The 21,386-nt window shown below is 61.6% G+C and carries 21 protein-coding genes; 11 read left to right on the forward strand and 10 right to left on the reverse strand.

The window, feature by feature from the left end; translation table 11 throughout:
• The first annotated feature begins 59 nt into the window (after window positions 1-59).
• Window positions 60-488, forward strand: coding sequence for an OsmC family peroxiredoxin (locus tag ACN19L_RS07575; RefSeq protein WP_426492911.1), 429 nt, complete (start codon window positions 60-62; stop codon window positions 486-488).
• A 127-nt stretch (window positions 489-615) separates the two neighbouring features.
• Window positions 616-1,095, forward strand: a complete 480-nt coding sequence (locus tag ACN19L_RS07580; protein ID WP_426492912.1) for a hypothetical protein — start codon at window positions 616-618, stop codon at window positions 1,093-1,095.
• Window positions 1,096-1,182: 87 nt separating this feature from the next.
• On the opposite strand, the gene dnaA is transcribed toward ACN19L_RS07580, so the two are convergent.
• The 3 genes from dnaA to ACN19L_RS07595 all read right to left on the reverse strand — a co-directional run bounded on the left by dnaA (window position 1,183) and on the right by ACN19L_RS07595 (window position 4,819).
• Window positions 1,183-2,682 carry a chromosomal replication initiator protein DnaA gene (gene dnaA / locus ACN19L_RS07585; protein WP_426492913.1) on the reverse strand — a complete coding sequence of 500 codons (1,500 nt, stop codon included), beginning with the start codon at window positions 2,680-2,682 and terminating at the stop codon, window positions 1,183-1,185.
• A 315-nt stretch (window positions 2,683-2,997) separates the two neighbouring features.
• The gene (locus ACN19L_RS07590) at window positions 2,998-3,927 is read right to left on the reverse strand and encodes a bifunctional metallophosphatase/5'-nucleotidase (RefSeq protein WP_426492914.1); all 930 of its coding nucleotides are present in this window, start codon (window positions 3,925-3,927) and stop codon (window positions 2,998-3,000) included.
• A gap of 133 nt (window positions 3,928-4,060) precedes the next feature.
• Window positions 4,061-4,819, reverse strand: coding sequence for a 5'-nucleotidase C-terminal domain-containing protein (locus tag ACN19L_RS07595; protein ID WP_426492915.1), 759 nt, complete (start codon window positions 4,817-4,819; stop codon window positions 4,061-4,063).
• Window positions 4,820-5,118: 299 nt separating this feature from the next.
• Here ACN19L_RS07595 and ACN19L_RS07600 point away from each other — a divergent pair, with 299 nt between their 5' ends.
• From ACN19L_RS07600 to ACN19L_RS07615, 4 genes are all read left to right on the forward strand, one after another.
• Window positions 5,119-6,894 carry a methylmalonyl-CoA mutase family protein gene (locus ACN19L_RS07600; protein WP_426492916.1) on the forward strand — a complete coding sequence of 592 codons (1,776 nt, stop codon included), beginning with the start codon at window positions 5,119-5,121 and terminating at the stop codon, window positions 6,892-6,894.
• A 125-nt stretch (window positions 6,895-7,019) separates the two neighbouring features.
• Window positions 7,020-9,221, forward strand: coding sequence for a methylmalonyl-CoA mutase (gene scpA, locus ACN19L_RS07605; protein ID WP_426492917.1), 2,202 nt, complete (start codon window positions 7,020-7,022; stop codon window positions 9,219-9,221).
• 34 nt (window positions 9,222-9,255) lie between these two features.
• Window positions 9,256-10,149, forward strand: a complete 894-nt coding sequence (locus tag ACN19L_RS07610; RefSeq protein WP_426492918.1) for a hypothetical protein — start codon at window positions 9,256-9,258, stop codon at window positions 10,147-10,149.
• Complete coding sequence (locus tag ACN19L_RS07615; RefSeq protein ID WP_426492919.1) at window positions 10,149-10,586, forward strand: hypothetical protein; 438 nt, start codon at window positions 10,149-10,151, stop codon at window positions 10,584-10,586. Before ACN19L_RS07610 ends, ACN19L_RS07615 begins: the two co-directional genes overlap by 1 nt.
• 209 nt (window positions 10,587-10,795) lie before the next feature.
• Here the strand turns inward: ACN19L_RS07615 and ACN19L_RS07620 are convergent, their stop codons facing one another.
• A complete protein-coding gene (locus ACN19L_RS07620; protein WP_426492920.1) occupies window positions 10,796-11,917 on the reverse strand; it encodes an MBL fold metallo-hydrolase in 1,122 nt (373 codons plus the stop codon).
• Window positions 11,918-12,154: 237 nt separating this feature from the next.
• On the reverse strand, window positions 12,155-12,646 hold the full coding sequence (locus ACN19L_RS07625; protein WP_426492921.1) for a hypothetical protein: 492 nt from the start codon (window positions 12,644-12,646) through the stop codon (window positions 12,155-12,157).
• Between the two features lie 232 nt (window positions 12,647-12,878).
• Between ACN19L_RS07625 and ACN19L_RS07630 the strand changes: the two genes are divergently transcribed.
• On the forward strand, window positions 12,879-13,622 hold the full coding sequence (locus ACN19L_RS07630) for a metal-dependent hydrolase (protein ID WP_426492922.1): 744 nt from the start codon (window positions 12,879-12,881) through the stop codon (window positions 13,620-13,622).
• Between the two features lie 117 nt (window positions 13,623-13,739).
• On the opposite strand, the gene ACN19L_RS07635 is transcribed toward ACN19L_RS07630, so the two are convergent.
• Entirely contained in the window at window positions 13,740-14,228 is a 489-nt protein-coding gene (locus ACN19L_RS07635) for an ankyrin repeat domain-containing protein (protein WP_426492923.1), read from the reverse strand.
• Between the two features lie 146 nt (window positions 14,229-14,374).
• Here ACN19L_RS07635 and ACN19L_RS07640 point away from each other — a divergent pair, with 146 nt between their 5' ends.
• Window positions 14,375-15,166 (forward strand): SDR family NAD(P)-dependent oxidoreductase, encoded by a 792-nt coding sequence (locus ACN19L_RS07640; RefSeq protein ID WP_426492924.1) that lies wholly within the window; start codon window positions 14,375-14,377, stop codon window positions 15,164-15,166.
• A 79-nt stretch (window positions 15,167-15,245) separates the two neighbouring features.
• On the opposite strand, the gene ACN19L_RS07645 is transcribed toward ACN19L_RS07640, so the two are convergent.
• From ACN19L_RS07645 to ACN19L_RS07660, 4 genes are all read right to left on the reverse strand, one after another.
• The gene (locus tag ACN19L_RS07645) at window positions 15,246-16,028 is read right to left on the reverse strand and encodes a CPBP family intramembrane glutamic endopeptidase (RefSeq protein ID WP_426492925.1); all 783 of its coding nucleotides are present in this window, start codon (window positions 16,026-16,028) and stop codon (window positions 15,246-15,248) included.
• Window positions 16,029-16,160: 132 nt separating this feature from the next.
• A complete protein-coding gene (locus ACN19L_RS07650; RefSeq protein WP_426492926.1) occupies window positions 16,161-17,318 on the reverse strand; it encodes a geranylgeranyl reductase family protein in 1,158 nt (385 codons plus the stop codon).
• 43 nt (window positions 17,319-17,361) lie between these two features.
• Entirely contained in the window at window positions 17,362-17,829 is a 468-nt protein-coding gene (locus ACN19L_RS07655; RefSeq protein WP_426492927.1) for a DUF4174 domain-containing protein, read from the reverse strand.
• Between the two features lie 8 nt (window positions 17,830-17,837).
• Window positions 17,838-18,815, reverse strand: a complete 978-nt coding sequence (locus tag ACN19L_RS07660; protein ID WP_426492928.1) for an alpha/beta hydrolase — start codon at window positions 18,813-18,815, stop codon at window positions 17,838-17,840.
• Window positions 18,816-18,937: 122 nt separating this feature from the next.
• Here ACN19L_RS07660 and ACN19L_RS07665 point away from each other — a divergent pair, with 122 nt between their 5' ends.
• The 3 genes from ACN19L_RS07665 to ACN19L_RS07675 all read left to right on the forward strand — a co-directional run bounded on the left by ACN19L_RS07665 (window position 18,938) and on the right by ACN19L_RS07675 (window position 21,329).
• A complete protein-coding gene (locus ACN19L_RS07665) occupies window positions 18,938-19,687 on the forward strand; it encodes a L,D-transpeptidase family protein (RefSeq protein WP_426492929.1) in 750 nt (249 codons plus the stop codon).
• A gap of 210 nt (window positions 19,688-19,897) precedes the next feature.
• Window positions 19,898-20,695: a M57 family metalloprotease gene (locus ACN19L_RS07670; protein ID WP_426492930.1), complete on the forward strand. Its 798-nt coding sequence runs from the start codon at window positions 19,898-19,900 to the stop codon at window positions 20,693-20,695.
• Window positions 20,696-20,777: 82 nt separating this feature from the next.
• Window positions 20,778-21,329 carry an NUDIX hydrolase gene (locus ACN19L_RS07675; protein WP_426492931.1) on the forward strand — a complete coding sequence of 184 codons (552 nt, stop codon included), beginning with the start codon at window positions 20,778-20,780 and terminating at the stop codon, window positions 21,327-21,329.
• Window positions 21,330-21,386: the final 57 nt, after the last annotated feature.

A 21,386-nucleotide genomic window follows, 5' to 3' on the forward strand; every position in this document is an offset into this window, starting at 1 on the left:
CGGCTTCTTTCCCGTACTGCCTTCACAACTTCACCTTTCACAACCACACCATCTCCCCCATGATCAACCAACGTGGCACGGCCGTCTGGAACGGCGACATTAAAGGCAGCGGCGAAATTTCTACCCAGAGCGGCACCGTGAAGGTGCCTTACTCCGTGGGTGCGCGGTTTGAGGGCCAGAAAGGCACCAACCCCGAGGAGCTGATTGGCGCGGCTCACGCCGGCTGCTACACCATGTTCCTGAACAGCATTCTGAGCAAAGACGGCAAAGCCGTGAAGCACCTGCACACCGAATCAAAAGTAACGCTGGATACGTCCGGGGACGTACCGAAAGTGGTGAAAATCAGCCTCAGCACCGAGGGGGAAGTAGAGGGCATTTCGCAGGAAGAATTTCAGCAGTATGCCGAGAAGGCCAAAGAGAATTGCCCCATTTCGGTGCTGCTGAAGGCGGTACCGGAAATGGAGCTGGCTTCGGCCAAGCTGAAGTAAGCGGTTGCGAGGGGCCGGTTGTCAATTCGGTCCGCAAAACCTTCACCTGGCAACCGGCAACTCACAACTGGCAACTCATAACCGGCAACTGCTTACTTTTGCGGGCTACAGCGACTTTTTGCCATTTATGCACCCTGACTCTACCCGCATTCGTCTTCAACCCGCCAACACGCAGCGCATCCCGTTCTGGGGGCAGCTTTTCCTAGGGCTGCTCTGGATAGCCTACACGGTGGCCCTCATTGTCACGGGCGAAGGGAAGAGCGACATGAACTTCCTGCACTACGTATTTCTGGTATTCAGCCTGGTTTACCTGGGCTACGTGCTGGTGCACAACGCCCCCGTATTCGGCACGCAGAGCTACCTGGAGTTTACACCCGCTTATATTGTGCACAAAGACGGTCTGTTTCGGCCCAAGCAGGCTTTTGCTGCCGAGAATATTGCCGGGCTGGAGCTGGCTCCCCAGCAGCTGCGCGTGCAGTTGAAGGAAGGCGGTACCTACTCATTGAGCCTGCGGCAGGTGAAGGGAGCCAAACGCAAGCGCATTCTGCGCGAACAGGTGCGCAGCTTTGCCGCCAAACACAACCTGCAGCTGCGCGACGCTCAGTAGCTTCCGCATGCAACTGAAAAAGGCCGGGCCCGCAACTGCTGTCGTAGTTGCGGGCCCGGCCTTTTTCAGTTGCATGCAGACGGAGTTTTACTTGCCTGCGAACTTTTTACGAAGCTCTACAATCGTGCTCCGGAACGACTTGTCGGAATCAATCAGGTCCGATACGGTTTGCACCGAGTGAATTACGGTACTATGGTCGCGCCCGCCAAAGTGGTGGCCGATGCTTTTCAGCGAGTGCGTGGTGTGCTCCTTGGCAAAGTACATGGCCACCTGCCGGGCCGTTACCACTTCTTTTTTGCGGGTTTTGGCCTTCAGCAGCTCTAACGATACCCCGAAATATTCGGCGCAGGTTTTCTGGATGAAGTCTAGGTTCACTTCGGCCTCCACTTCCTCAATGATGTGGCGCAACGCCTGCTTGGCCATTTCCAGGTCAATTTCCCGACGGTTGAGGCTGGATTGGGCCACCAAGGAAATCAGCACGCCTTCCAGCTCCCGCACGTTGGTATTCACTGAGTGCGCCAGGTACTCTACCACCTGCGGCGGAATGTCAATGCCATCCTGCTGCATCTTGTTCTGAATGATGGCCATGCGCGTCTCGAAGTCGGGACTCTGCAGGTCAGCCGTCAGGCCCCATTTAAAGCGCGACAACAAACGGTCTTCCAGCCCCACCAGGTCGCGCGGGGGGCGGTCGGAGGTCATCACAATCTGCTTGCCGGCCTGGTGCAGGTGGTTGAAGATGTGGAAGAACATTTCCTGCGTCTTGTCCTTGCCGGACAGGAACTGCACGTCGTCCAGAATCAGAATGTCCACCAGCAGGTAGAAGTTGGCGAAGTCCTGCACCTGGTTGGAGCGCAGGCTTTCGATAAACTGATTCGTGAACTTCTCGGCCGACACGTACAGCACGAACTTGTCGGTGTTGGTGGCCTTGATATGGTTGCCGATGGCCTGCACCAGGTGGGTTTTACCCAGCCCCACACCCCCGTAAATCATCAGCGGGTTGAAGCTGGTAGTACCGGGCTTGTTGGCCACGGCGAGGCCGGCCGAGCGAGCCAGGCGGTTACAGTCGCCCTCGATGTAGTTCTCGAAGGTGTACGTGGTATTCAGCTGCGACTTCAGGTAGTCGCGCTCAATGGTTTTGCTGGCCTCGAAGGGGTTGCGCAGGGTGGGCGGAGCCGGAGCCGGCGATACGGCGGCGGCAGCCACGTTGCGGGCCGAAGCGGTGAGGGCGCTGGCGGCCATGGCCGTCGCGGCGGGTGTAGCAGAGGCAGCCGGGCCGGCTACTTTGCGGGCCGTAGGCAGATTCAGGGTACGCGGCTTTTGCTGGGCGTTGCCCTGGTCCACCACAATGCTGTATTCCAGCCGGCCTTCAGGACCCAACTCCTGATGAATGGCGCGCTTGAGCTCTTCCACGTAATGCTCCTCCAGGAACTCGTAGAAGTAAGTACTGGGCACCTGAATCAATAAAATGTTATTGTGCAGCTGCACCGGCACGATGGGCTGGAACCAAGTGCGGAAGCTCTGCTCACCAATCGTTGCCTTAATGACACGAAGACAGTTGGCCCATACGGTTCGACAATCCTTGTGCATCAATCAGATAGGGCAAAAGCAACGGGTGCGCAGGTGAGGGAATAACAGGCCGGCAACGAACCTGGGAGGGCGCGTTTTTGGAAGGGGGAGACAAAAATGTGGAAAACTCCTGAGACAAAAAAAACTTCCGGGCCTTGCATTTTTCACGCTTTTACCACTCGCCACCGCAAATCGGGCTAGGGTTTCTCCAACGGTTTTTTTAGGGATGCGGGTATACTTTCGCGTAAATACTCCGCTGCCTGCAAAGCCGCAGGCTCCGGCCCGGCAGCCGAAGCCGCCCGGCCGGAGCCTGCTGCGCATGCTTGTAACTTCGGCCTATGCCTCCCGGATGGGCACTACGGCCGCGGCAGCCACCGTGGGCCGGCGGGTGCCGTGCTCAAACGCGTAATCGAGACGGCCCAGGTTGATGCCCGACCAGCCCACCTGGTTGATGAGCGTCTGCTGGCCGTTGGGGCTGGCAATGGGCTCGGGCTGCTCCAGAAACGTGTGCGTGTGCCCGCCCAGGATCAGGTCGATGCCGCTGACCTGGGCGGCCAGCTTCCGGTCGTCGATTTTGGCCGACTCGTACTTGTAGCCCAGGTGCGAGAGGCAAATCACCAGGTCGCACTTCTCGGTGCCGCGCAGCTTGGTTACCATGTCCTTCGCCACGGCTACGGGGTCGAGGTACTTGGTGGCCCCGAAGTTTTTATCGGCTACCAGCCCGGCCATTTCAATGCCCAGCCCAAACACCCCGATGCGGATGCCCTGCTTTTCGAACACTTTGTAGGGCTGAAACTTGCCGGCCAGAATGGTGCCCGTAAAATCGTAATTGGCAATCAGGAAGGGAAACGTGGCGTTGGGCAGCTGCTTCTGCAACCCTTCCAGCCCGTTGTCGAAATCGTGGTTGCCCAGGGTGCTGGCGTCGTAGGCCATCTGGCTCATGAGCTTGTACTCCAGCTCGCCCTGGAAGAAGTTGAAATAGGGCGTACCCTGCCAGATGTCGCCGGAATCCAGCAGCAGTACGTTGGGTTCCTGCTTGCGGATCTGCTCGATGAGCGTAGCGCGCCGGGCCATACCACCCATGCCGGCCCACTGGGCCGCGTTATCGGGGAAGGGCTCGATGCGGGAGTGCATGTCGTTGGTGTGCAGAATGGTCAGGCGCACACCTTTTTTATCGGCCGCGGCGGCGGGCACGGCAGCCGCGCCCAGCAGGCCCAGCGACGCGGCCCCGAGGCCAGAGTACTTCAGAAATTCGCGACGGTCCACGGTTGGAATGCGTTGATAAAAATGTGGAAAATGTGGGTTGAATGCATTAAATGTGCGGAATGACAAAGCGTGGATAGAAGTAGGTTAGTGCCGTTTTGCTTTTGCACATTTCCCGTTTTCCACTTTTCCCACATTAAAACTTCACCCGGCCTTCAACTTTGGCTTCGATGGGTTTACCCTGCTTGGTTTGCTCCTGAATGTACTCGGCAATGGCGGAGCGCAGTAGTATGCCCGTACCCCGGGGCTTGAGGGCCTTAAAGAACACCATGTTGTCGCCGCCCCCGGCCAGGTAGTCGGAAATGGCAATAGTGTAGGTGCGGCCGGCATCAAACGGCTGGCCATTGATGAGGATATTCTGGGGCTTGCCATCGGCCGAAACCACGTAAGTAGCGCCCGAAATGGCCATTTTGATGCGGGCCGCGTAGGTGAACAGCTGCTGCACCACGGCTCCGGGAGCATCCAGCACCACCAGCTCGTTCTCGAAGGGCATCAGCTCGAACACCGAGCCCATGGTAACGGCCCCGGCCGGAATGGGAGCCCGCAGCCCCCCATTCGACATCACGCCCAGATCAACCGGCTGGCCCAGCTCCCGGCTAGCCCGCACCCGCTGAATATCAGCCACGAAGTTGGATAGCGGCGACTCGCCACCATTTTTAGTGAGGGCCACCGGGGCCTGCCCGATGACGGCCGTCATCTGCTCGGTCACGCGCTGGCGGTAGGGCGCAATGGTAGCGGCGGCCTGGGCATTATCGGGCAGGGCTTTGCCCACGGGCTGGGCCGTTACGGGAGCCAGCTGGGGCTTGGCCACGTAGGCTCCGCGCTGACAGGCGGGAGCCAGGACCACCGTAGTCAGCAGGCCCAACGCGGCTATGCGGGAACGGAAAAACTGCATGTATTCAGGAAAAGAAGGACAGCAAACCACAAAGATACAGTGCGGCAGGTGGAATTTGGGTGAGTGGCAAATAGGGCCTCTTCGCCGTCTGAAAGCAGCATTGGCGGCCTGTTGACATCCTTCACGTCCAATATCAAAGCAGTTCCCTCTCCTCCTGCAAACCACCTTCTGGCAGTTTGCTAGGCCTGCTAACCTGAATCCCGCCTCAATTAACTGCTGCTGTCCGGATTCTCTCCCTGAACCGGTATCTTTAGCCCGCTGCCAGCAGCGCCCGTTCCACCCACTCCACCCGCCGCCTTATGGCCGATTCGCCGCGCCCGACGCCCGTTTCCTTTTCCGAGTTTGCTCCCGTATCCACCGCCCAGTGGCAGGAGCGCATTGCCCGCGACCTGAAGGGCAAAGACCCCGCCGCCCTCACCTGGACCACGCCCGACGGGTTTACGGTGCAGCCCTTTTACCACCAGGAGGCGTTGCAGGCCCTGGGCAGCCTGCCCGCCCCGCAGGTACGCGCCGCGGCGTGGCGCAACGTGCCCACCTACACGGTGCCCGCGCTGGAGCGGGGCCACGCGGCCATCCAGCGCGCCACCGAAGCCCTGCACCGGGGAGCCAGCGGCGCGCATTTTGTGCTGGGCCTGGCCGAGGGCTTTGATCTGGAATTGCTGCAGCAGGCCCTGCCGACGGAAAGCGCGTACATCGGCTACACCGTGCGGGGCGGAGCGGCCGGTTTCATGCAGCGGCTGGCCGCCTTGCCCACGGCCCCCCGGGGCTTTCTGACTTCCGACCCCGTTACCCGCCACGCACCCGATATGGCCACGCAGCTGGCCGATCTGCGGGCGGCTATTCAGCTGGCCCGCACCTGCCCCGAGTTTAAGGCCCTGGGCCTGGATGCGGCCTATTACGGCAACCGCGGCGCCACCGCCACCCAGCAGATTGCCTTCGCCCTGAGCACGGCCGCGTACTACCTGAGCGAGCTGCCCACTGAGGAGCTACCGGTAGCCGATGTAGCGGCGGCGTTGCACCTGCACGTAGCCGTGGGGCCGAACTACTTCTTCGAAATTGCCAAGCTCCGGGCCCTGCGCCGGCTGTGGGCTACGCTGCTGCACGCTTATGGGCTGCCCGCGGAGGCCGCCCGGCAGCTCACCATTTTCGCCAGTACGGCTACCTGGAGCCAAACCACCCTCGACCCGCACACCAACCTGCTGCGCACCACCACCGAGGCCATGAGTGCCGTAATGGGCGGGGCCGATGCCGTGAGCGTGGGCACTTTCGACAGCCTGTTTCACGCCCCTAACGAGTTTGCCGAGCGCCTGGCCCGCAACCTACCAGTGCTGCTGCGCGAAGAAGCCTACCTCGACCGGGTGCAGGACCCCGCCGCCGGCTCCTACTACGTGGAAACCCTCACCGACCAACTGGCCCGGGAGGCCTGGGCGCTGTTCCAAAAAATTCAGGCTCAGGGCGGGCTGCCCGCCGCCACGGGGTTTGTGCTGCAGGAGATGCACACGTCGGCCCAGGCGCAGTTCCGGCGCATTGCCACCGGCGAGCAGGTGGTGGTGGGCACCAACAAATTTCAGAACCCCCAGGAAACCTTCGACTACAACCCCAAGCGCCTGCTGCGCAGCCGGGACTTTGATAGCACCCGCGCTACGTACCCGGCTGAGGTGCTACGCCTGGCTACGGCCCTGCACTTTGAGCGTCGGGAGAAGAAGAAGAAGCGGGCGGCGCTGGTGCTACTAGGGGCCCACACCAACCAGATTATTCTGGAATCCTTCCTGCGTACCCTGCCGGAGCAGGAGCGGCCGGAACTCCGCAAGGCCCACCCCGAAGGCACATTGTCGGTACTGTTTTCCTCACCCGAGGAGGCTACGCTGATGTACGCCACACCCGAGCAGTTCGGCCGCCTGGCCCGGGCCATCAGCCACATTCCCATCGACGAGCCCAACTTTATCCCGCCCGCCCTGCTCACCGCCGACCTAGCCACGATGCAGGAAGCCACCCACATCTTCGGCCTGCAGGAATTCAGTGTGCAGGGCTATTCTACTGAGGACGTGCTGGCCCGCCTGCAGGGGAAGAAGTGAAATTGTGAAGTGGTGAAATGGTGATTTGACGTTCCGGCGGCGCTATCTGTGCTTTTCTGGTCTACAATCCATTTCACTATTCCCTTCAATTCACAATTTCACAAACTCACAATTTCACCATTGCCATGAAGCCCGACTTCTCTACCATAGCTTACGACGCAGCACAGCTTCCCACCCCAACTGTTGAGCCTACCGAAACCACCACGCCGGAGGGTATTGCACTGAAATCATTCTATACAGCGCAGGACGTGCAGCACCTCGACCACCTCGGCTTCGGGGCGGGGCAGGCGCCATATTTGCGGGGGCCCTACAGCACCATGTACGTGCAGAATCCCTGGACCATCCGGCAGTACGCGGGCTTTTCTACGGCTGAGGAAAGCAACGCCTTTTACCGCCGCAACCTGGCCGGCGGGCAGAAGGGCCTCTCAGTGGCCTTTGACCTGGCGACGCACCGGGGCTACGACTCCGACCACCCCCGCGTGGTGGGCGACGTGGGCAAGGCCGGCGTGGCCATCGACTCGGTGGAGGACATGAAGGTGCTGTTTGACCAGATTCCGCTGGACCAGATGTCGGTGAGCATGACCATGAACGGGGCGGTGCTGCCCATTCTGGCGTTTTATATTGTGGCGGCCGAGGAGCAGGGCGTAACGCCGGATAAGCTGGCGGGTACCATTCAGAACGACATTCTGAAGGAGTTTATGGTGCGCAACACCTACATCTACCCGCCCCAGCCGAGTATGCGCATTATTGCGGATATCTTCAGCTTCACGGCCCAGAAGATGCCCAAATTCAACAGCATCAGCATCTCGGGCTACCACATGCAGGAGGCCGGGGCTACTGCCGATTTGGAGCTGGCCTACACCCTGGCCGATGGACTGGAGTACGTGCGGGCGGGCCTGGCAGCGGGCATGAAGATTGACGATTTTGCGCCCCGACTGTCGTTTTTCTGGGCCATTGGCATGAACCACTTCATGGAAATTGCCAAGCTGCGCGCCGGGCGTTTGCTATGGGCCAAGCTCATCCAGCAGTTCGAACCTCAGAACCCCAAAAGCCTGGCGTTGCGCACGCACTGCCAGACCTCGGGCTACTCACTCACCGAGCAGGACCCCTTCAACAACGTGGCCCGTACGGCCATTGAGGCCATGGCCGCGGCCCTGGGCGGCACCCAGAGCCTGCACACCAACGCCCTCGACGAGGCCATTGCCCTGCCAACCGACTTCTCGGCCCGCATTGCCCGCAACACCCAGCTCTACATCCAGCACGAGACGGACATTACCCGCGTGGTGGACCCCTGGGGCGGCTCCTACTACGTGGAAACCCTCACCCACGAGCTGGCCGACAAAGCATGGGCCCTGATTCAGGAAGTGGAGGAGCTGGGCGGCATGGCCAAGGCCATTGAAACCGGCCTGCCCAAAATGCGCATCGAGGAAGCCGCCGCCCGCAAACAGGCCCGCATCGACTCGGGCAAGGAAACGGTGGTGGGCGTGAACAAGTACCGCGTAAACGAGGCCACCGACATTGAGGTGCTCGACATCGACAACGCCGCCGTGCGCGAGTCGCAAATCACCCGCCTGAACACTATTAAAGCCTCCCGCGACACGGCCGCCGTGCAGCAGGCCCTGGAGGCCCTCACGGCCGCTGCGCGAGGGAATGATGAATTAGGAATGATGAGTGATGAGTCAACCAGCTCAGACACCACTGCGGAAAACCCAACTCATAACTCATCATTCAACTCTCATAATTTATTGGCCCTGGCCGTAAACGCCGCCCGCCTGCGCGCTACGCTGGGCGAAATTTCGGATGCGCTGGAGAAAGTGTACGGCCGCCACCAGGCCACTATTCGGGCTATTTCGGGCGTGTACTCCCAGGAAATGAACTACGACGAGGAGTTTGCCAAGGCCCGCCAGCTGGCCGATGAGTTTGCCCAGCGCGAAGGCCGCCGCCCCCGCATGATGGTAGCCAAAATGGGCCAGGACGGCCACGACCGGGGCTCCAAAGTAATTGCCACCAGCTTCGCCGACGTGGGCTTCGACGTGGACATTGCGCCCCTGTTCCAGACGCCCGCCGAGGTAGCCCGCCAAGCCGCCGAAAACGACGTGCACGTAGTGGGCGTGAGCAGCCTGGCCGCCGGCCACAAAACCCTAATTCCGCAGCTACTCCAGGAGCTGCAGCAGCTCGGCCGCGAGGATATCCTCGTCATTGCCGGCGGCGTCATCCCCGCCCAGGACTACCAGTTCCTCTACGATGCCGGCGTGGCCGGCGTGTACGGCCCCGGGACGGTTATTGCCGTAGCCGCTCAGGAGATTTTGGGGAAGCTGGGGGAGTAGATTTTAATTTTTCAAATTCTTAATCATATTTCACATGAACCTAATAGAAATAGCTAATCTCATTCGAAATAATATACAAAATATAAAATATGAATATAAATATTTAAGTGGTGAACAAAACCCTTATTATCTTCAAGGTCTGGGAAAATTAAAATTAGGATTAAGAAATATAAAAAATATACCTTATATACAAGATGAATTAGATAAAATTGAATCAAGCTGGCTGTTTAAAAGTGATGCCGATGAAACACGTGTTGATTATAGTAAAAATAGCGAAGTAGAGCCATATATTAAAAAAATACAAACTGGTCTTGAGTATCTTTTAAGGGTTTACAATTCATCAAGTTACGCTAATTCTGAAGACGTTATATATATCAGACTTCCTGAATTACATTCGTTTGAAGAGCTTGCTAGAACAGCTAACGATCTAAAAAAATCTATTGAGATACCTGTTCAATTAGACAATATAGGAGGTGATGTTGAAATTGTGTCAGCTGAAAGCGGATCAATATGGTTAATTGTTTCAGTTGGATCGATAGCTGCCATAAATTTAGTAGGCTCTTTATGCTGGGCAGCAATGGTTCTTAGGAAAAAGCATTTAGAAGCAAAAATATTTGAACAACATTTAAAAACATTAGAATTGAAAAATTCAGCTATTGAAGATTTTGTAATGGCGCAAAAATCTCAACTTAGCAATATTTTAACAAACGAAGCTGAAGCAATTTCTAATAAACACTACAACAGAAACGAACCCGAAAATATTGAAAGATTGAAACTATCCATTAATACTATAGCAGATTTAATAGAAAAAGGAACGCAAATATTACCTGCATCTAAAGATAGTGACACGCAAAAATTATTTCCAGACTATAATAAAGGCAGCTTAATTGAATCAAGCATCAAACAAATAATGGGTTCATCAATATAATGCGCATTCACGAAATCGACCAGGAAGACGCCGATATTGACTACTTCGCCACCGATGCGGCCGGACACATTGTGCACGTTGCGTCCGGGGGCGGGGTGCTGCCGGAATCGGTGGCGGCGGATGAGGCGGCGCTGCTGGAGCTGCACCAGTATTTCCTGACGCGGCCGGAAACCGATTCGGCGGTGGCGGCCGCGCCGGCTTTGGCCCAGGACGGGGCCTACCCGGGCGCCGCCCGCTACGCCCGGCGCGGGCTGTTCTCCTTCGCCAAAACCCGCCTGCACGAGCGCGCCGATACCCGCTACTACGCGGTGGCCCGCCCCCTGCAGCCCCTCACCCTCACCGAGCTGCCGCCGCCGCTGGCGGAGCTACTGCGCCGCACCCAACTACCCGGCTCCGCCGCCGAGCTGGAAATGCTGGACATAGGCGGCATTGCCTGAACTCAAACCCGGCCCGCTGCTGCAGCGGGCCGGGTTTGGTTAGAGCTAAAGCTAGTTCCCCTCCTTGGAAAGGAGGGGCTAGGGATGGTTGATGAACGTCAGAACGATTCTAGAACTAGAGCTAGATGATGTTCAACGATTGTCAACCACCCCTAGCCCCTCCTTTCCAAGGAGGGGAACTAGCTTCTAGCTTTAGCTCTAGCATCGCCTCACTCCCACCACCGCCGCTGCGGCAGGGGCTGGCCCAACGTAATGGGCTGGCCCAGCTCGGGGGTGGTGATGGGCAGCTGGTGCAGGGCGGCGGCGGCGGTGGCGCGGCGCACGGGCTCATTCCAGGCGTGGTGGGCTTCGGTGAAAGCACCCCAGTGTACCGGCAGCATGGTGCGGGCCCGTACATCCAGGGCGGCCTGCACGCTTTGCTCGGGCAGCATGTGAATCTGGGCCCAGTTGGCGTCGTACTGCCCGCATTCCAGCAGGGCCAGATTAAAGGGGCCGTGCTGCTGGCCGATGGCGCGGAAGTGTTGGCCGTAGCCTCCGTCGCCGCTGTAGAACACGCGGTGGATGGGCGTTTTCAGCACCCAGGAACTCCAGGAAGTGGAGTTGCGGTTGGTGAGGCCCCGGCCCGAGAAGTGCCGGGCCGGCGTACTGACGATGGTCAGGCCCGGCAGCTGCACCGAATCCTGCCAGTCCAGCTCCTGTATTTTTTCGGGTGCTACGCCCCAGGCCAGCAGGTGCGCCCCCACGCCCAGCGGCACCAGGAAGCGGGCCGTTTTGTCCTTGAGCTTCCGGATAGTCTGGTAGTCGAGGTGGTCGTAGTGGTCGTGGGAGATGAGCACGGCGTCGATGGCCGGGAGCTGCTCGGCGGTAATGGCCAAGCTGGGGTTGTAGCGCCGGGGCGTTACGAGGGGCAGCGGGCCCATCTTCACGCTCAACATGGGGTCGAGCAGGACATTTTTGCCCCCGATTTCCACCAGACTGGCCGAGTGCCCGAACCAGGTGACGCGCACCAACTCCGGCGTTTTGCGGGTGATGCTGCTGGAATCGAGCGGCTGGGTGGGCAGCGGAGCCGCCGGGGCCGCGTTGGGTACTTTGGTGAACAGGAAACGCCACAGCACCGAAAACGTGCTGCCGCCCGTCATTACCTCGGTGGGCTCCAGGTTGCGGAATTCGCCATCGACGTAACGGCCGGTGCAGGCGTAGGCAGCCTTCTGGGCCTTGGTGGGCTTGCCGCCCAGCTCGGGGCTGAAGTTGGCAAAGGCCACGCCCGCCACTACCAGTACGGCCAGCAGCACCAGGGCCAGGCGGCCGGTTACTTTCAGAAATCTGCGCATCAATTCGAGCTATAAGTACCCGCCTGAGGGGCGGGTATTCAGGTAGTCGGATTGATACGGGAAATATTCGCCCGACGCTACTCAAAAACTGCCCGATGCTGCATTTCATCTCTATCTGTCATCCTGAGCACAGCGAAGGACCCTATCACGCCGCAACGACACTCGTTCCAACGCAATAAGGTCCTTCGCTGTGCTCAGGATGACAACGTCTGTAACGCTGAGGCCTGGTAAGCGTGCCTAGCCCCGGCCGTTGAAGTCGCGGCGCTGCTCGGAACCGCCGCGCCGCTGGTCGCCCCGGCGGCTTTGCAGCTGGCGCATCCGCTCCTGGCGCTTGGCTTCCAGCTGGGCGTACTGCTTTTTGGACAGCACGTCTTTCAGTTTTTTATCGGTGCCTTCGTGGATGCGCTTGAACTCGTCGCGCTGCTGGCTGCGGTCCTGGCCCGACTGGCCGCGCAGGGCCTGCATCTGCTGCTGCTGCTCCCGGAAGATTTTCTCCACTTTGGATTTCTGCTTGCTGCTCAGGTCCAGTTCCTGGGCCATGGCATCCAGGCGCTGCTGGCGGCGCTGGCCGTCCTGGCGCGGGCCCTTGCGGCCCTGGCGGCCATCTTTGTCACGGCGGTCATCCTGGCGCTGCTCCTGCCCGAACACGGCGGGGGCGGCAAAGGAGGCTTCGGCAGCGGAGGCAATCAGACCGAGAAGCAGGGCGAGGCTCAACAATTGCTTTTTCATGGGTGCTTGAACTAAAGGTGAAAGTCGAAGGAAAATGGGTTTCAGAACCGTGCGTTCTGGTCGGCCTTCATTCAAACCCAGTGCCGCAGACCGCCCGCGCGGAGCCGGAATCCAGCAAGCCCGCAGAAAAACCGACCAACCGCCGCATTTCTTCGCCCACGCCCCCGGCCGCTAATCCGGCCTGCGGCGTTACTTTGCCGCTTCTACCTCTTTCCCCCCGTTTTATCCGCTTATGACACCTGCCTCCACGCAGCTCCAGCTGCTCGGCCACGCCAGCTTCCGCATCACTACGCCCGAAGGCCGCATTATTCTGCTGGACCCCTGGCTCAGCAACAACCCCTACGTACCGGCAGCGCTGCGCCAGCCCGAGCGCGCCGACCTCATCCTGCTCACCCACGGCCACGATGACCACATGGATGCCGAACTCCCCGCCCTGCTGGCCCGCACCGGAGCCAAAGTAGCGGCCCCCGCGCCCGTGCGGTTTTATCTGCAGGAGCAGGGCGTACCCGCCGCCCAGTGCGAGGCCATGAACGTGGGCGGCAGCATTGACCTGCCGGACCTGCGCCTGACCATGACCGTAGCCCACCACGCCGCCCACGTGGACCGCCCCGATGGTACCACCAGCCACCAGCACGAGGGGGTGGGCTTCATTTTGCGCTTCTCCGATGGCACCGTGCTCTACGCCGCCGGCGACACCGCCTTGTTCGGGGATATGCGCCTGCTGGCGGAACTCTACCAGCCCACCGTAGCCCTGCTGCCCATTGGCGACCGGTACACGATGGGCCCGCTGGAAGCCGCCCACGCCGCCCGACTGCTGGACGTGCGCCACGTGGTGCCGTTTCACTACGGCACGTTCCCGTCGTTGGTGGGTACGCCCGGGCAGCTGCGCCAGCACTTGGGCCCCGAGGCGGCCGTGGCAGTACACCCGCTGCAGCCCGGCGAAACGCTGATGCTGGGTGAGCTGCAAGCGGTTTAGTGGATAACTGGGCTACCGTTGCGGTATTCTCGCTCAGAAGGCCGCTAACGACAACCGGCCCGACGGGCTGCGCCCGTTGGGCCGGAGCCGGAAGTTGCTGATGTGGTGGGCGGCCGGCTAGGCCTGCGGGAGCAGATTCAGGGCGGTTTCGTTGTTTTGCTGCGCGGCCACGTCGCGGGCGGAGCGGCCATCGGCGTCGCGCAGGGCGGCGTTGGCCCCGGCGTTCAGGAATAGCGTGATGAGGTGGTAGCGGCTGAACATGGTGGCAAACATGAGGGCCGTGCCGCCGGTGCCGTTCTGGGCGTTCAGGTCGGCTCCCTTATCGATGAGCAGCTGGGCAATTTCGGGGTAGCCTTTGAAGGCCACGCCCATCAGGGCCGTGTTGCCGGCGGCGTCGCGCAGGTTGGGGTTGGCGCCGGCCTCCAGCAGCAGGCGGGCAGCGTCGAGGTGGTTTTCGTAGGCGGCCAGCACCAACGGCGTGAAGCCGCGGGCATCCTGGGCATTGACGTTCAGGCCGGCTTGCAGCAGCTGGCGCAGCGTGGCTGTGTCGCCTTGGCGGGCCGCGTTGAACAACTGGTCTTCGGGACGGGAAGCGGTGGAATCCATGAGTAGAAAAGGTTGGCAGAAACGGAGCCGGCCCAACGGCTGGCTGGCCTGGACAGTACGCAGGCGGTCCGAAATGGATAGCCCGGCAGACAAAATAGCGGCCTTGGGGTTATACAACTTCATTCTTTCCATTCAGGTTATTTCCCATGGACTTACAGCTCACCCATAAAACGGCCCTCGTTACGGGCTCCACGGCCGGCATCGGGCTGGCCATTGCCCGCCGCCTGGCCGCCGAAGGAGCCGAGGTTATCCTCACCGGCCGCACCGAAACCCGCATCAACGAAGCCCGCGCCGCCATTCGGCAGGAAACTCCCACTGCCAAACTGCGCGGCGTTGCCGTCGATTTTAGCCGGGCTGAGCAGGTACAGCACCTACTCAGTGAAGTCCCGTCGGTGGATATTCTGGTGAACAACGTGGGCATCTTCGAGCCCAAGCCTTTCGCCGATATTACCGATGCAGACTGGCTGCATTTCTTCGAGGTGAACGTGCTGAGCGGAGTGCGCCTCGCGCGCCAGTACTTCCCGCCGATGCTGGCAAAGAAGTGGGGCCGCATCCTGTTCATCTCCAGCGAATCGGGCCTGCAGATTCCGCAGGAAATGATTCATTACGGCACCACCAAAACGGCCCAGCTGGCCGTGGCCCGGGGCCTGGCCGAACTCACGGCCGGCACGGAGGTAACCGTTAACTCGGTGCTGCCCGGCCCCACGGCCTCCGAAGGCGTGGAGGAATTTCTGCAGAAGCTAGCCGGCGACGGGAAAACCCGGGAGGAAGCCGAGCACGAGTTCTTCCGCGACGCCCGGCCCTCGTCCCTGCTCAAACGCTTCATCACCCCCGAGGAAATTGCCAACATGGTGGCCTACCTGGCCAGTCCGCTGGCCGTGGCTACCAACGGGGCCTCGGTGCGGGTAGATGGGGGCGTTATTCGCAGCATTGGGTAAGTATTGCCAGTTGAACCGCCGCGCCGCAGGGGCAGTGCGGCAGAACCTCTCGTTTGGGCTCCTGCGGCGCGGCGGCGGTTCAGGCAACTGATGGTGCCATGCGCAGCACCGGCTCCGCGGCGGGCCGGGCTGCTTGGCGGCGCAGGTACCAGCGGGTGGCTACTACGGACAGCAACACGGTAAGTGCCCGGCACACGTTGGCCCCCACGCTGCCCACTACCGTATCGGCAACGTCAAACAGCATCCACCAGCCATTCATAAAAATGTGCATGCAGGCGGGCACCCACAGATTTTGCCAGCTCTTGTACAGCCACCCAAACCACACGCCGCCGCCGAAGGTAATGGCCAGCACCCCCAGCGCGGAGGCCAGGTTGTGGCTCTGGTAAAGGTGGCCCGTGGCGAAAATCCCCGACTCAACCACCACCGTCAGCAGCCAGGGTAGCCGCACCCGGCGGTAAAACTGCCCGAACAGAAAGCCCCGGAACAGCGTTTCCTCGCTCAACCCCGCCCACACGGCTCCCCGCAGCAGGTGCGAGGCCAGCACGGCCGGAGCCACTGCGGCCATCGGGAACAGCAGGGCGTAGCCCAGCAGCATGGGCAGCGTGCAGCCCAGCCCCATAAGCAGGCCCGTGAGGAGTGAGGCGCGCCAGCCCAGCTCCGGCAGCACCCGCCGCCAGCCGTACCAGCCCGCCAGCATCAGCATGGGCAGGCCCAGCCACCACGCGGCCCGGTGCAGGGAGAAGGCCCAATCAGAGAAGTGCCGGGGGTGCCAGCCCAGCAGAGGATCTACGTAGCGAGGCCCGAAGCAGGCCAGCAGAAAGGTGGCCAGGGTGAGAATGGCGAGCAGCAGGCGTTTTTTCATGGCGTTGGGGGTTGAAGTATGGCTCTGCCTCAAAAGTGCGGTACCTCCTCTTCCACCCAAACCGGAAAGCCGCCAACCAGCGGAAAAACCGGCTAAGCTGCGGCAATCTTCCCACCGGCTGCTGCGCGGCCCCTACCCTACCGCCCGCACCAGTCGCCGCTGCAGCCAGGGCCACCGGCTCAGCCGGAAAGCCGCCTCCACCACTCCCGGAAACCGGGCCAGCCACCGCATCAGTCCGTAGCGAAACCGTAGCTCAGCCCCGAAGCGCTGGTGCACGGCCGCGGCGTACTGCGCTACTGAAGCCGGGCTGAAATCCTGCGTCTGGCAGCACCGCCGGGCATGCTCGGCCGCCAGGATGCCGCTGATCACCGCCTTATCGATGCCGTGGCCCTGCAGGGGGTCGATGAGGGCGGCGGCATCCCCGCAGAGCAGGGCCCGCGGGCCGGTAAGCGGCCGCCGGGAGCCGCCCAGGGGCAGCCCGAAGCCCTGCACCGGACCCAGTTGCCGGGCCGGCCGAAAACGCGAAGCCAGTGCGGGATGAGTAGTCAGCAACTCCTGCAGGACCTGTTTCAGATCCACTTTCTCGCGGGCAATATCTTCCGACAACATCCCAAACCCAACATTGTAGAGCCCGTTACCCACCGGAAACACCCAGCAGTAGCCCGCCCGGTAGCGGCGCAGAAATAGAAAGTCGCTGGTGGTTTGGGGGGCAGCGGCCACCCCCTGGTAGTACGCCCGCACCGCCGCGCAGTGCCGCTTGCGGTTGAGCGGGTGCGGCACCAGGCAGCGGCCCACCACGGAGTTGGCCCCGTCGCAGCCAATCACCAGCCGGGCCGTCAGAGTGTGTCCGCTGCGCAGGGTTACGGCTACGCCGGCCGCAGTGGCCGCTACCGTTTTTACCGGGCTGTTTTCCCGGATTTCGGTGGCGGTATGGCGGCGCACCAGCGTGAGCAGGGCATCATCGAAGTGCAGCCGGGCACTGTTGAAGGCCGGGGCCTGCCACTGCACGCTCAGCACCTGCCCCCGCGGCGACACCAGCCGGCTGGTACTCACATCGGTGCGGTGGGAACGGGTAAGCGCGCGCAGCTGCTCGGCATATAGCGGATTTAGGCGAGCCAGCGCCTGTAGTGCAGGTCCCGGAATGGCGTCGCCGCACACTTTGTCGCGGGGGAAGGTGGCTTTATCCAGCAGCCCCACCCGCAGGCCGCTGCCGGCCAGGGCCAGGGCGCAGCCCGTACCGGCCGGCCCCGCCCCGATAATTAACACGTCGAACTCCGCAGGTGCAGCCACGGGCCGAAAGTACGCAGCCGGCCGCGTTTAAGTGCGGGCCGGCTTACCGGGGCCCGCGCATTTCCCGTTGGCGCATAGGCATGGCATCAACGGTTGAGAACAGTTGAGCCGCGGGCACGGGGGCCGTTTCCCGCCGCTTGACGCCCCCATCCTTCCCAATCAGCAGCAGTACAAAGTCGGTAGTTTTCACGCCCAGCCGTTCCCGCAGATACCGCTGGTCAGGGGCGGCCAGCTGACTGAAGATAACCTCCCGCACCAGCATATCCCGCGCGGCCAACCCTGGCTGAACGGGTGTCAGCAGCTGCCGTTGCCGGGTCAGGCGGGCATCCTCGGGGCCGGGGGCGCAAAGCAGCAGCAGGCGCTTTTGCCATTTACTGGCGCGGATGGTCGTTTCCAGAGCTGATGCTGGCTGCTGGGCCGCGCCCGGGCCGGATGCGGCCACTACCAGCATCAGCCAGAGCCAACGGTAGCTGCTCAGCGGCTTCGCCTTACTTACCAATAGCTGTTTCATCCTCCAACTTACTCCATTACTGTGTGCAGCCACTCAAACAGCTGCTGATACGCCGTGGCCCGCACTTCGGGGGCTGAGAGAAAGACGTCGTGCACGGCCCCGGGCACGGCCTGCACGGTTACCCGTGGGCCGAGGCGCGGGGCCAGCTGCCGGATATGGGCTACATCCAGCACAATATCGGCCCGCCGGAAGTTCTCTTGCCAGCGGCGGCCGGTGGCAGTGTGGTCGGAGTGCAGCACCAGCACCGGCAGGGGCAGCCGCAGCCCCCGGCGCACCTGTTTCTGCCCCTGCCGGATGGCCCGCAGCCAGCCGGCATTCACCGCAAATACGTGGTTGGGCTTCCAGGCTAAGTTGTACTCCCACTGGCCCCGATAGGCCCGGTGCAGGCTCTGGCCGTAGGTATCGGGCAGGCCGGCGGGCAGGGGCAGGTTGGGCCAGCGCGCGCCCAGGGCCACGGCCACCGGCACTGCCACGTGCCGCCGCAGCCACGACTGGTGCAACTCCAGAAACGGGCTGTTCAGCACCAACGCCCGCACGGCCGGGGGCTGACGCTGCCCCAGGTACACGGCCGTAATCAGCCCGCCGGTTGAGTGGCCACTGAGCACAATTTCCTCGCAGCTTTCGGCCTGCATCTGCACCAGGGCCGCATCCAGGTCGGCGAAATACTCGGTCAGGTGGCGCACGTTGTTGGGGTGCTGCTGGGGCAACAGGGCCCGGCCATACTTGCGCAAATCAAGGGCGTAGAACCGGTAGCCACGGGCGGCGTATTCCAGCGCCAACTCCTGCTGAAAAAAGTAGTCGTTGAAGCCGTGCACGTACAGCACGGCCCGGCCCGTTTCCGAGGCGGCCTGACCACGGCGGCCGCGCACCAGCACGGCCTGCACGGGGCCTTCGTAATCGGGGGGCTGAGGCAGGCGGAGTTGCTCGAAATCAGGGCCCAGCGGGTCGGAGTGGTAGGCAGCGGCGGAAGCGGGAGCAGGAGGCATAGGTCGGGTACGCAAAACAACCCCGGAATGATAACTGCCCTTTTGAAATATCTACCCAACACTATACGAAGCCTGCTTCTGCCGCCGTTAGCTGGCCGCTGATTGCTTTTTTGCTAGCTGCTATGCGCTTATTTCTGCTTCTGACCGGAGCCCTGCTGGTGGCGGCCCGCGCTACCACCCGGCCGCCCGAGCCCAACCCGGCGTTCCGGACCACCCAACAACGGTTTCCACGGGTGCGCAATGCTTATGCCCTGCACGCCCCAGCCGTGCATACGCTGCTGCGCCGCCACGGCGTGGCCCCCGAGCGGCTGGAGCTGTTTATCCGGGCCTTCAAGGCAGAGCGGCGCGTAGAGGCCTGGGGGCGCAACCTGGGCCAAGGGCAGTTTGTACTGCTGCGTACGTTCCGGCTGGCGGGCACTTCGGGCACCCTGGGACCCAAGCGGCAGGCCGGCGACAGGCAGATTCCCGAGGGCTTTTATACCATCAACCGCTTCAACCCCGACAGCAAGTACCACCTCTCCCTGGGTCTCGACTACCCTAATGCGGCCGACCAGCAGCGGGCCGGCCTGCTCGACCCTGGCAACGACATCTTCATCCACGGCTCCGACGAAACCATCGGTTGCCTGCCCATCACCGATGCCGGTATTCAGGAGCTGTACCTGCTGGCGGTAGAGGCCCGCACGGCTGGCCAGACCAGCATTCCGGTGCACATTTTCCCGTTTGCGCTGACGGCCAACAACTTGGTCCGACGCCCGACCAGCCCCCATCTGCAGTTCTGGCGGCAGCTGGCCCCCGGCTACGAGGCTTTTGAGGCCACGCACGAAGTGCCGGTGGTTATGGCCGGCACACCCGACGGCTACTCCGTGCGCTGATGAGAAGTTAACTAACCCACGCGGCGAAGAACAGGAGCTAGCGCTGGTTTCCCTCCTCGCAAAGGAGGAAAACCAGCTTTCCAGTACCAGCCCTTATGAGCCGCGCCATAGGGCAACCACCAACTGGCATGATAAAAACCTAGTTATATAATTATATAAATACTTTATTTAGTACATTAGACAATTCATTCACCACAACCACACACGCGTATGAAACTGACCTCTTACCTTCTGCTGGCCGGCGTTACGGCCCTGTCTGTGTTAAGCGGCTGCTCCGAGAAGGAAACCGTTGTGAACAGGGATACCGACGTTAGCGCGGAAACCCTGACGCAAATCCGGCAGCTGGGTTTCAGCGCGGCCAACGTAACGCGCGATGAGGCGGGCAATTACGTGGTGGAGGGCGACATATTGTTGTCGCCGGCTGACTTAAGCAAGCCGGCTGCCGTGCAGCTGCTGCGCGTGGGCCAGGATGAGCAGTACCGCACTACCAACCTGGTTACCGGCCTGCCCCGCGTGATTACCGTGAGTATTTCCGGCCAGCTGCCGAGCTCCTACGTGGCCGGACTGGATGAGGCCCTGGCCCGCTACAATGCCCAGAACCTGCAGCTCACGTTTCAGCGGGTTTCCTCGGGAGCCACCATCAGCATCGTCAGGGCCAATGGCAGCTACCTGGCCTCGGCGGGCTTTCCCTCGGGCGGCGCCCCCTACAACCAGGTGAAGGTGAACTCCCGGGCCATCGGCACCACCCCCGCAACCGGCTACCTGGCTACCATTCTGGCCCACGAAATCGGCCACTGCATCGGCTTCCGCCACACCGACTACATGGACCGGAGCTACAGCTGCGGGGGGGCCACCAGCAACGAGGGCGCCAGCACGGTGGGCGCCATCCTGATTCCGGGCACGCCCGCCGGCCCCGACCCCAACTCCTGGATGCTGGCCTGCATCGGCGCGGGCCAGAGCCGCCCTTTCAACGCCAACGACCGGACAGCCCTGAGCTACCTGTACTAGCCCTGGGGCCGAAACCTCAAACAAACAAAACCGTACCTTGCCAGCGCCGCCGCGGAGTTGCCCGTGGCGGCGCTGTTGCATAATGCCTGACTTTCCCGATTTCCTGATTCCGACCAAGTTGCGTGATTCCGCCGTGCTGGTGCCCGTTTTCCGCGACGCGGCCAATGAGCTGCACGTAGTGATGGTGCGTCGGGCGGCCTTTGGTGTGCACGGCGGGCAGCTCGCGTTTCCCGGTGGCAAACCCGAGCCCCAGGATGCCAACTTGCAGGCTACGGCATTGCGGGAAGCGTTTGAAGAGGTCCATCTGCCTTCCACAGATGTACAGATTCTGGCGGCCCTGCCTCCGGTACCAGTGCTCACGGGGTTTCGCATCAGCCCGTTTCTGGGCCGCATCCGGCGGCCCGCCGCGTGGCAGTGGCAAACTGCCGAGGTAGAGGAAGTGCTGGAAATACCGCTCCGGTACCTGGCCGACGCCGCCAACCACACCGAAGAAACCTGGGAGCTGCCCGGCTGGCCCGGCCCGCGCCGGATACCGTTTTACCGGCTGGCGGGCGGGCACCCACTGTGGGGAGCCAGCTACAACATCATCCGCCCGCTCATTCCCCGGCTGCTCTCGGGCGAGTTCGACGTGTAAGAGCTGACGAGGAAGCCACCGACGCGTCATTTCTGGCACGAATTTGCGTTACGTGTT

It is taken from the genome of Hymenobacter sp. 102, assembly GCF_049949205.1.
GTDB lineage: Bacteria > Bacteroidota > Bacteroidia > Cytophagales > Hymenobacteraceae > Hymenobacter.

What these genes read in the sequence shown, in the direction of transcription:
- ACN19L_RS07625 (WP_426492921.1), bottom strand. Translation starts at nt 12,646, where the DNA reads ATGAAAAAGCAATTGTTGAGCCTCGCCCTGCTTCTCGGTCTGATTGCC.
- ACN19L_RS07580 (WP_426492912.1), top strand. Translation starts at nt 616, where the DNA reads ATGCACCCTGACTCTACCCGCATTCGTCTTCAACCCGCCAACACGCAG.
- ACN19L_RS07630 (WP_426492922.1), top strand. Translation starts at nt 12,879, where the DNA reads ATGACACCTGCCTCCACGCAGCTCCAGCTGCTCGGCCACGCCAGCTTC.
- ACN19L_RS07670 (WP_426492930.1), top strand. Translation starts at nt 19,898, where the DNA reads ATGAAACTGACCTCTTACCTTCTGCTGGCCGGCGTTACGGCCCTGTCT.
- ACN19L_RS07665 (WP_426492929.1), top strand. Translation starts at nt 18,938, where the DNA reads ATGCGCTTATTTCTGCTTCTGACCGGAGCCCTGCTGGTGGCGGCCCGC.
- ACN19L_RS07620 (WP_426492920.1), bottom strand. Translation starts at nt 11,917, where the DNA reads ATGCGCAGATTTCTGAAAGTAACCGGCCGCCTGGCCCTGGTGCTGCTG.
- ACN19L_RS07595 (WP_426492915.1), bottom strand. Translation starts at nt 4,819, where the DNA reads ATGCAGTTTTTCCGTTCCCGCATAGCCGCGTTGGGCCTGCTGACTACG.
- ACN19L_RS07575 (WP_426492911.1), top strand. Translation starts at nt 60, where the DNA reads ATGATCAACCAACGTGGCACGGCCGTCTGGAACGGCGACATTAAAGGC.
- ACN19L_RS07635 (WP_426492923.1), bottom strand. Translation starts at nt 14,228, where the DNA reads ATGGATTCCACCGCTTCCCGTCCCGAAGACCAGTTGTTCAACGCGGCC.
- ACN19L_RS07615 (WP_426492919.1), top strand. Translation starts at nt 10,149, where the DNA reads ATGCGCATTCACGAAATCGACCAGGAAGACGCCGATATTGACTACTTC.
- dnaA (WP_426492913.1), bottom strand. Translation starts at nt 2,682, where the DNA reads ATGCACAAGGATTGTCGAACCGTATGGGCCAACTGTCTTCGTGTCATT.
- ACN19L_RS07675 (WP_426492931.1), top strand. Translation starts at nt 20,778, where the DNA reads ATGCCTGACTTTCCCGATTTCCTGATTCCGACCAAGTTGCGTGATTCC.
- ACN19L_RS07645 (WP_426492925.1), bottom strand. Translation starts at nt 16,028, where the DNA reads ATGAAAAAACGCCTGCTGCTCGCCATTCTCACCCTGGCCACCTTTCTG.
- ACN19L_RS07660 (WP_426492928.1), bottom strand. Translation starts at nt 18,815, where the DNA reads ATGCCTCCTGCTCCCGCTTCCGCCGCTGCCTACCACTCCGACCCGCTG.
- ACN19L_RS07655 (WP_426492927.1), bottom strand. Translation starts at nt 17,829, where the DNA reads ATGAAACAGCTATTGGTAAGTAAGGCGAAGCCGCTGAGCAGCTACCGT.
- scpA (WP_426492917.1), top strand. Translation starts at nt 7,020, where the DNA reads ATGAAGCCCGACTTCTCTACCATAGCTTACGACGCAGCACAGCTTCCC.
- ACN19L_RS07640 (WP_426492924.1), top strand. Translation starts at nt 14,375, where the DNA reads ATGGACTTACAGCTCACCCATAAAACGGCCCTCGTTACGGGCTCCACG.
- ACN19L_RS07600 (WP_426492916.1), top strand. Translation starts at nt 5,119, where the DNA reads ATGGCCGATTCGCCGCGCCCGACGCCCGTTTCCTTTTCCGAGTTTGCT.
- ACN19L_RS07610 (WP_426492918.1), top strand. Translation starts at nt 9,256, where the DNA reads ATGAACCTAATAGAAATAGCTAATCTCATTCGAAATAATATACAAAAT.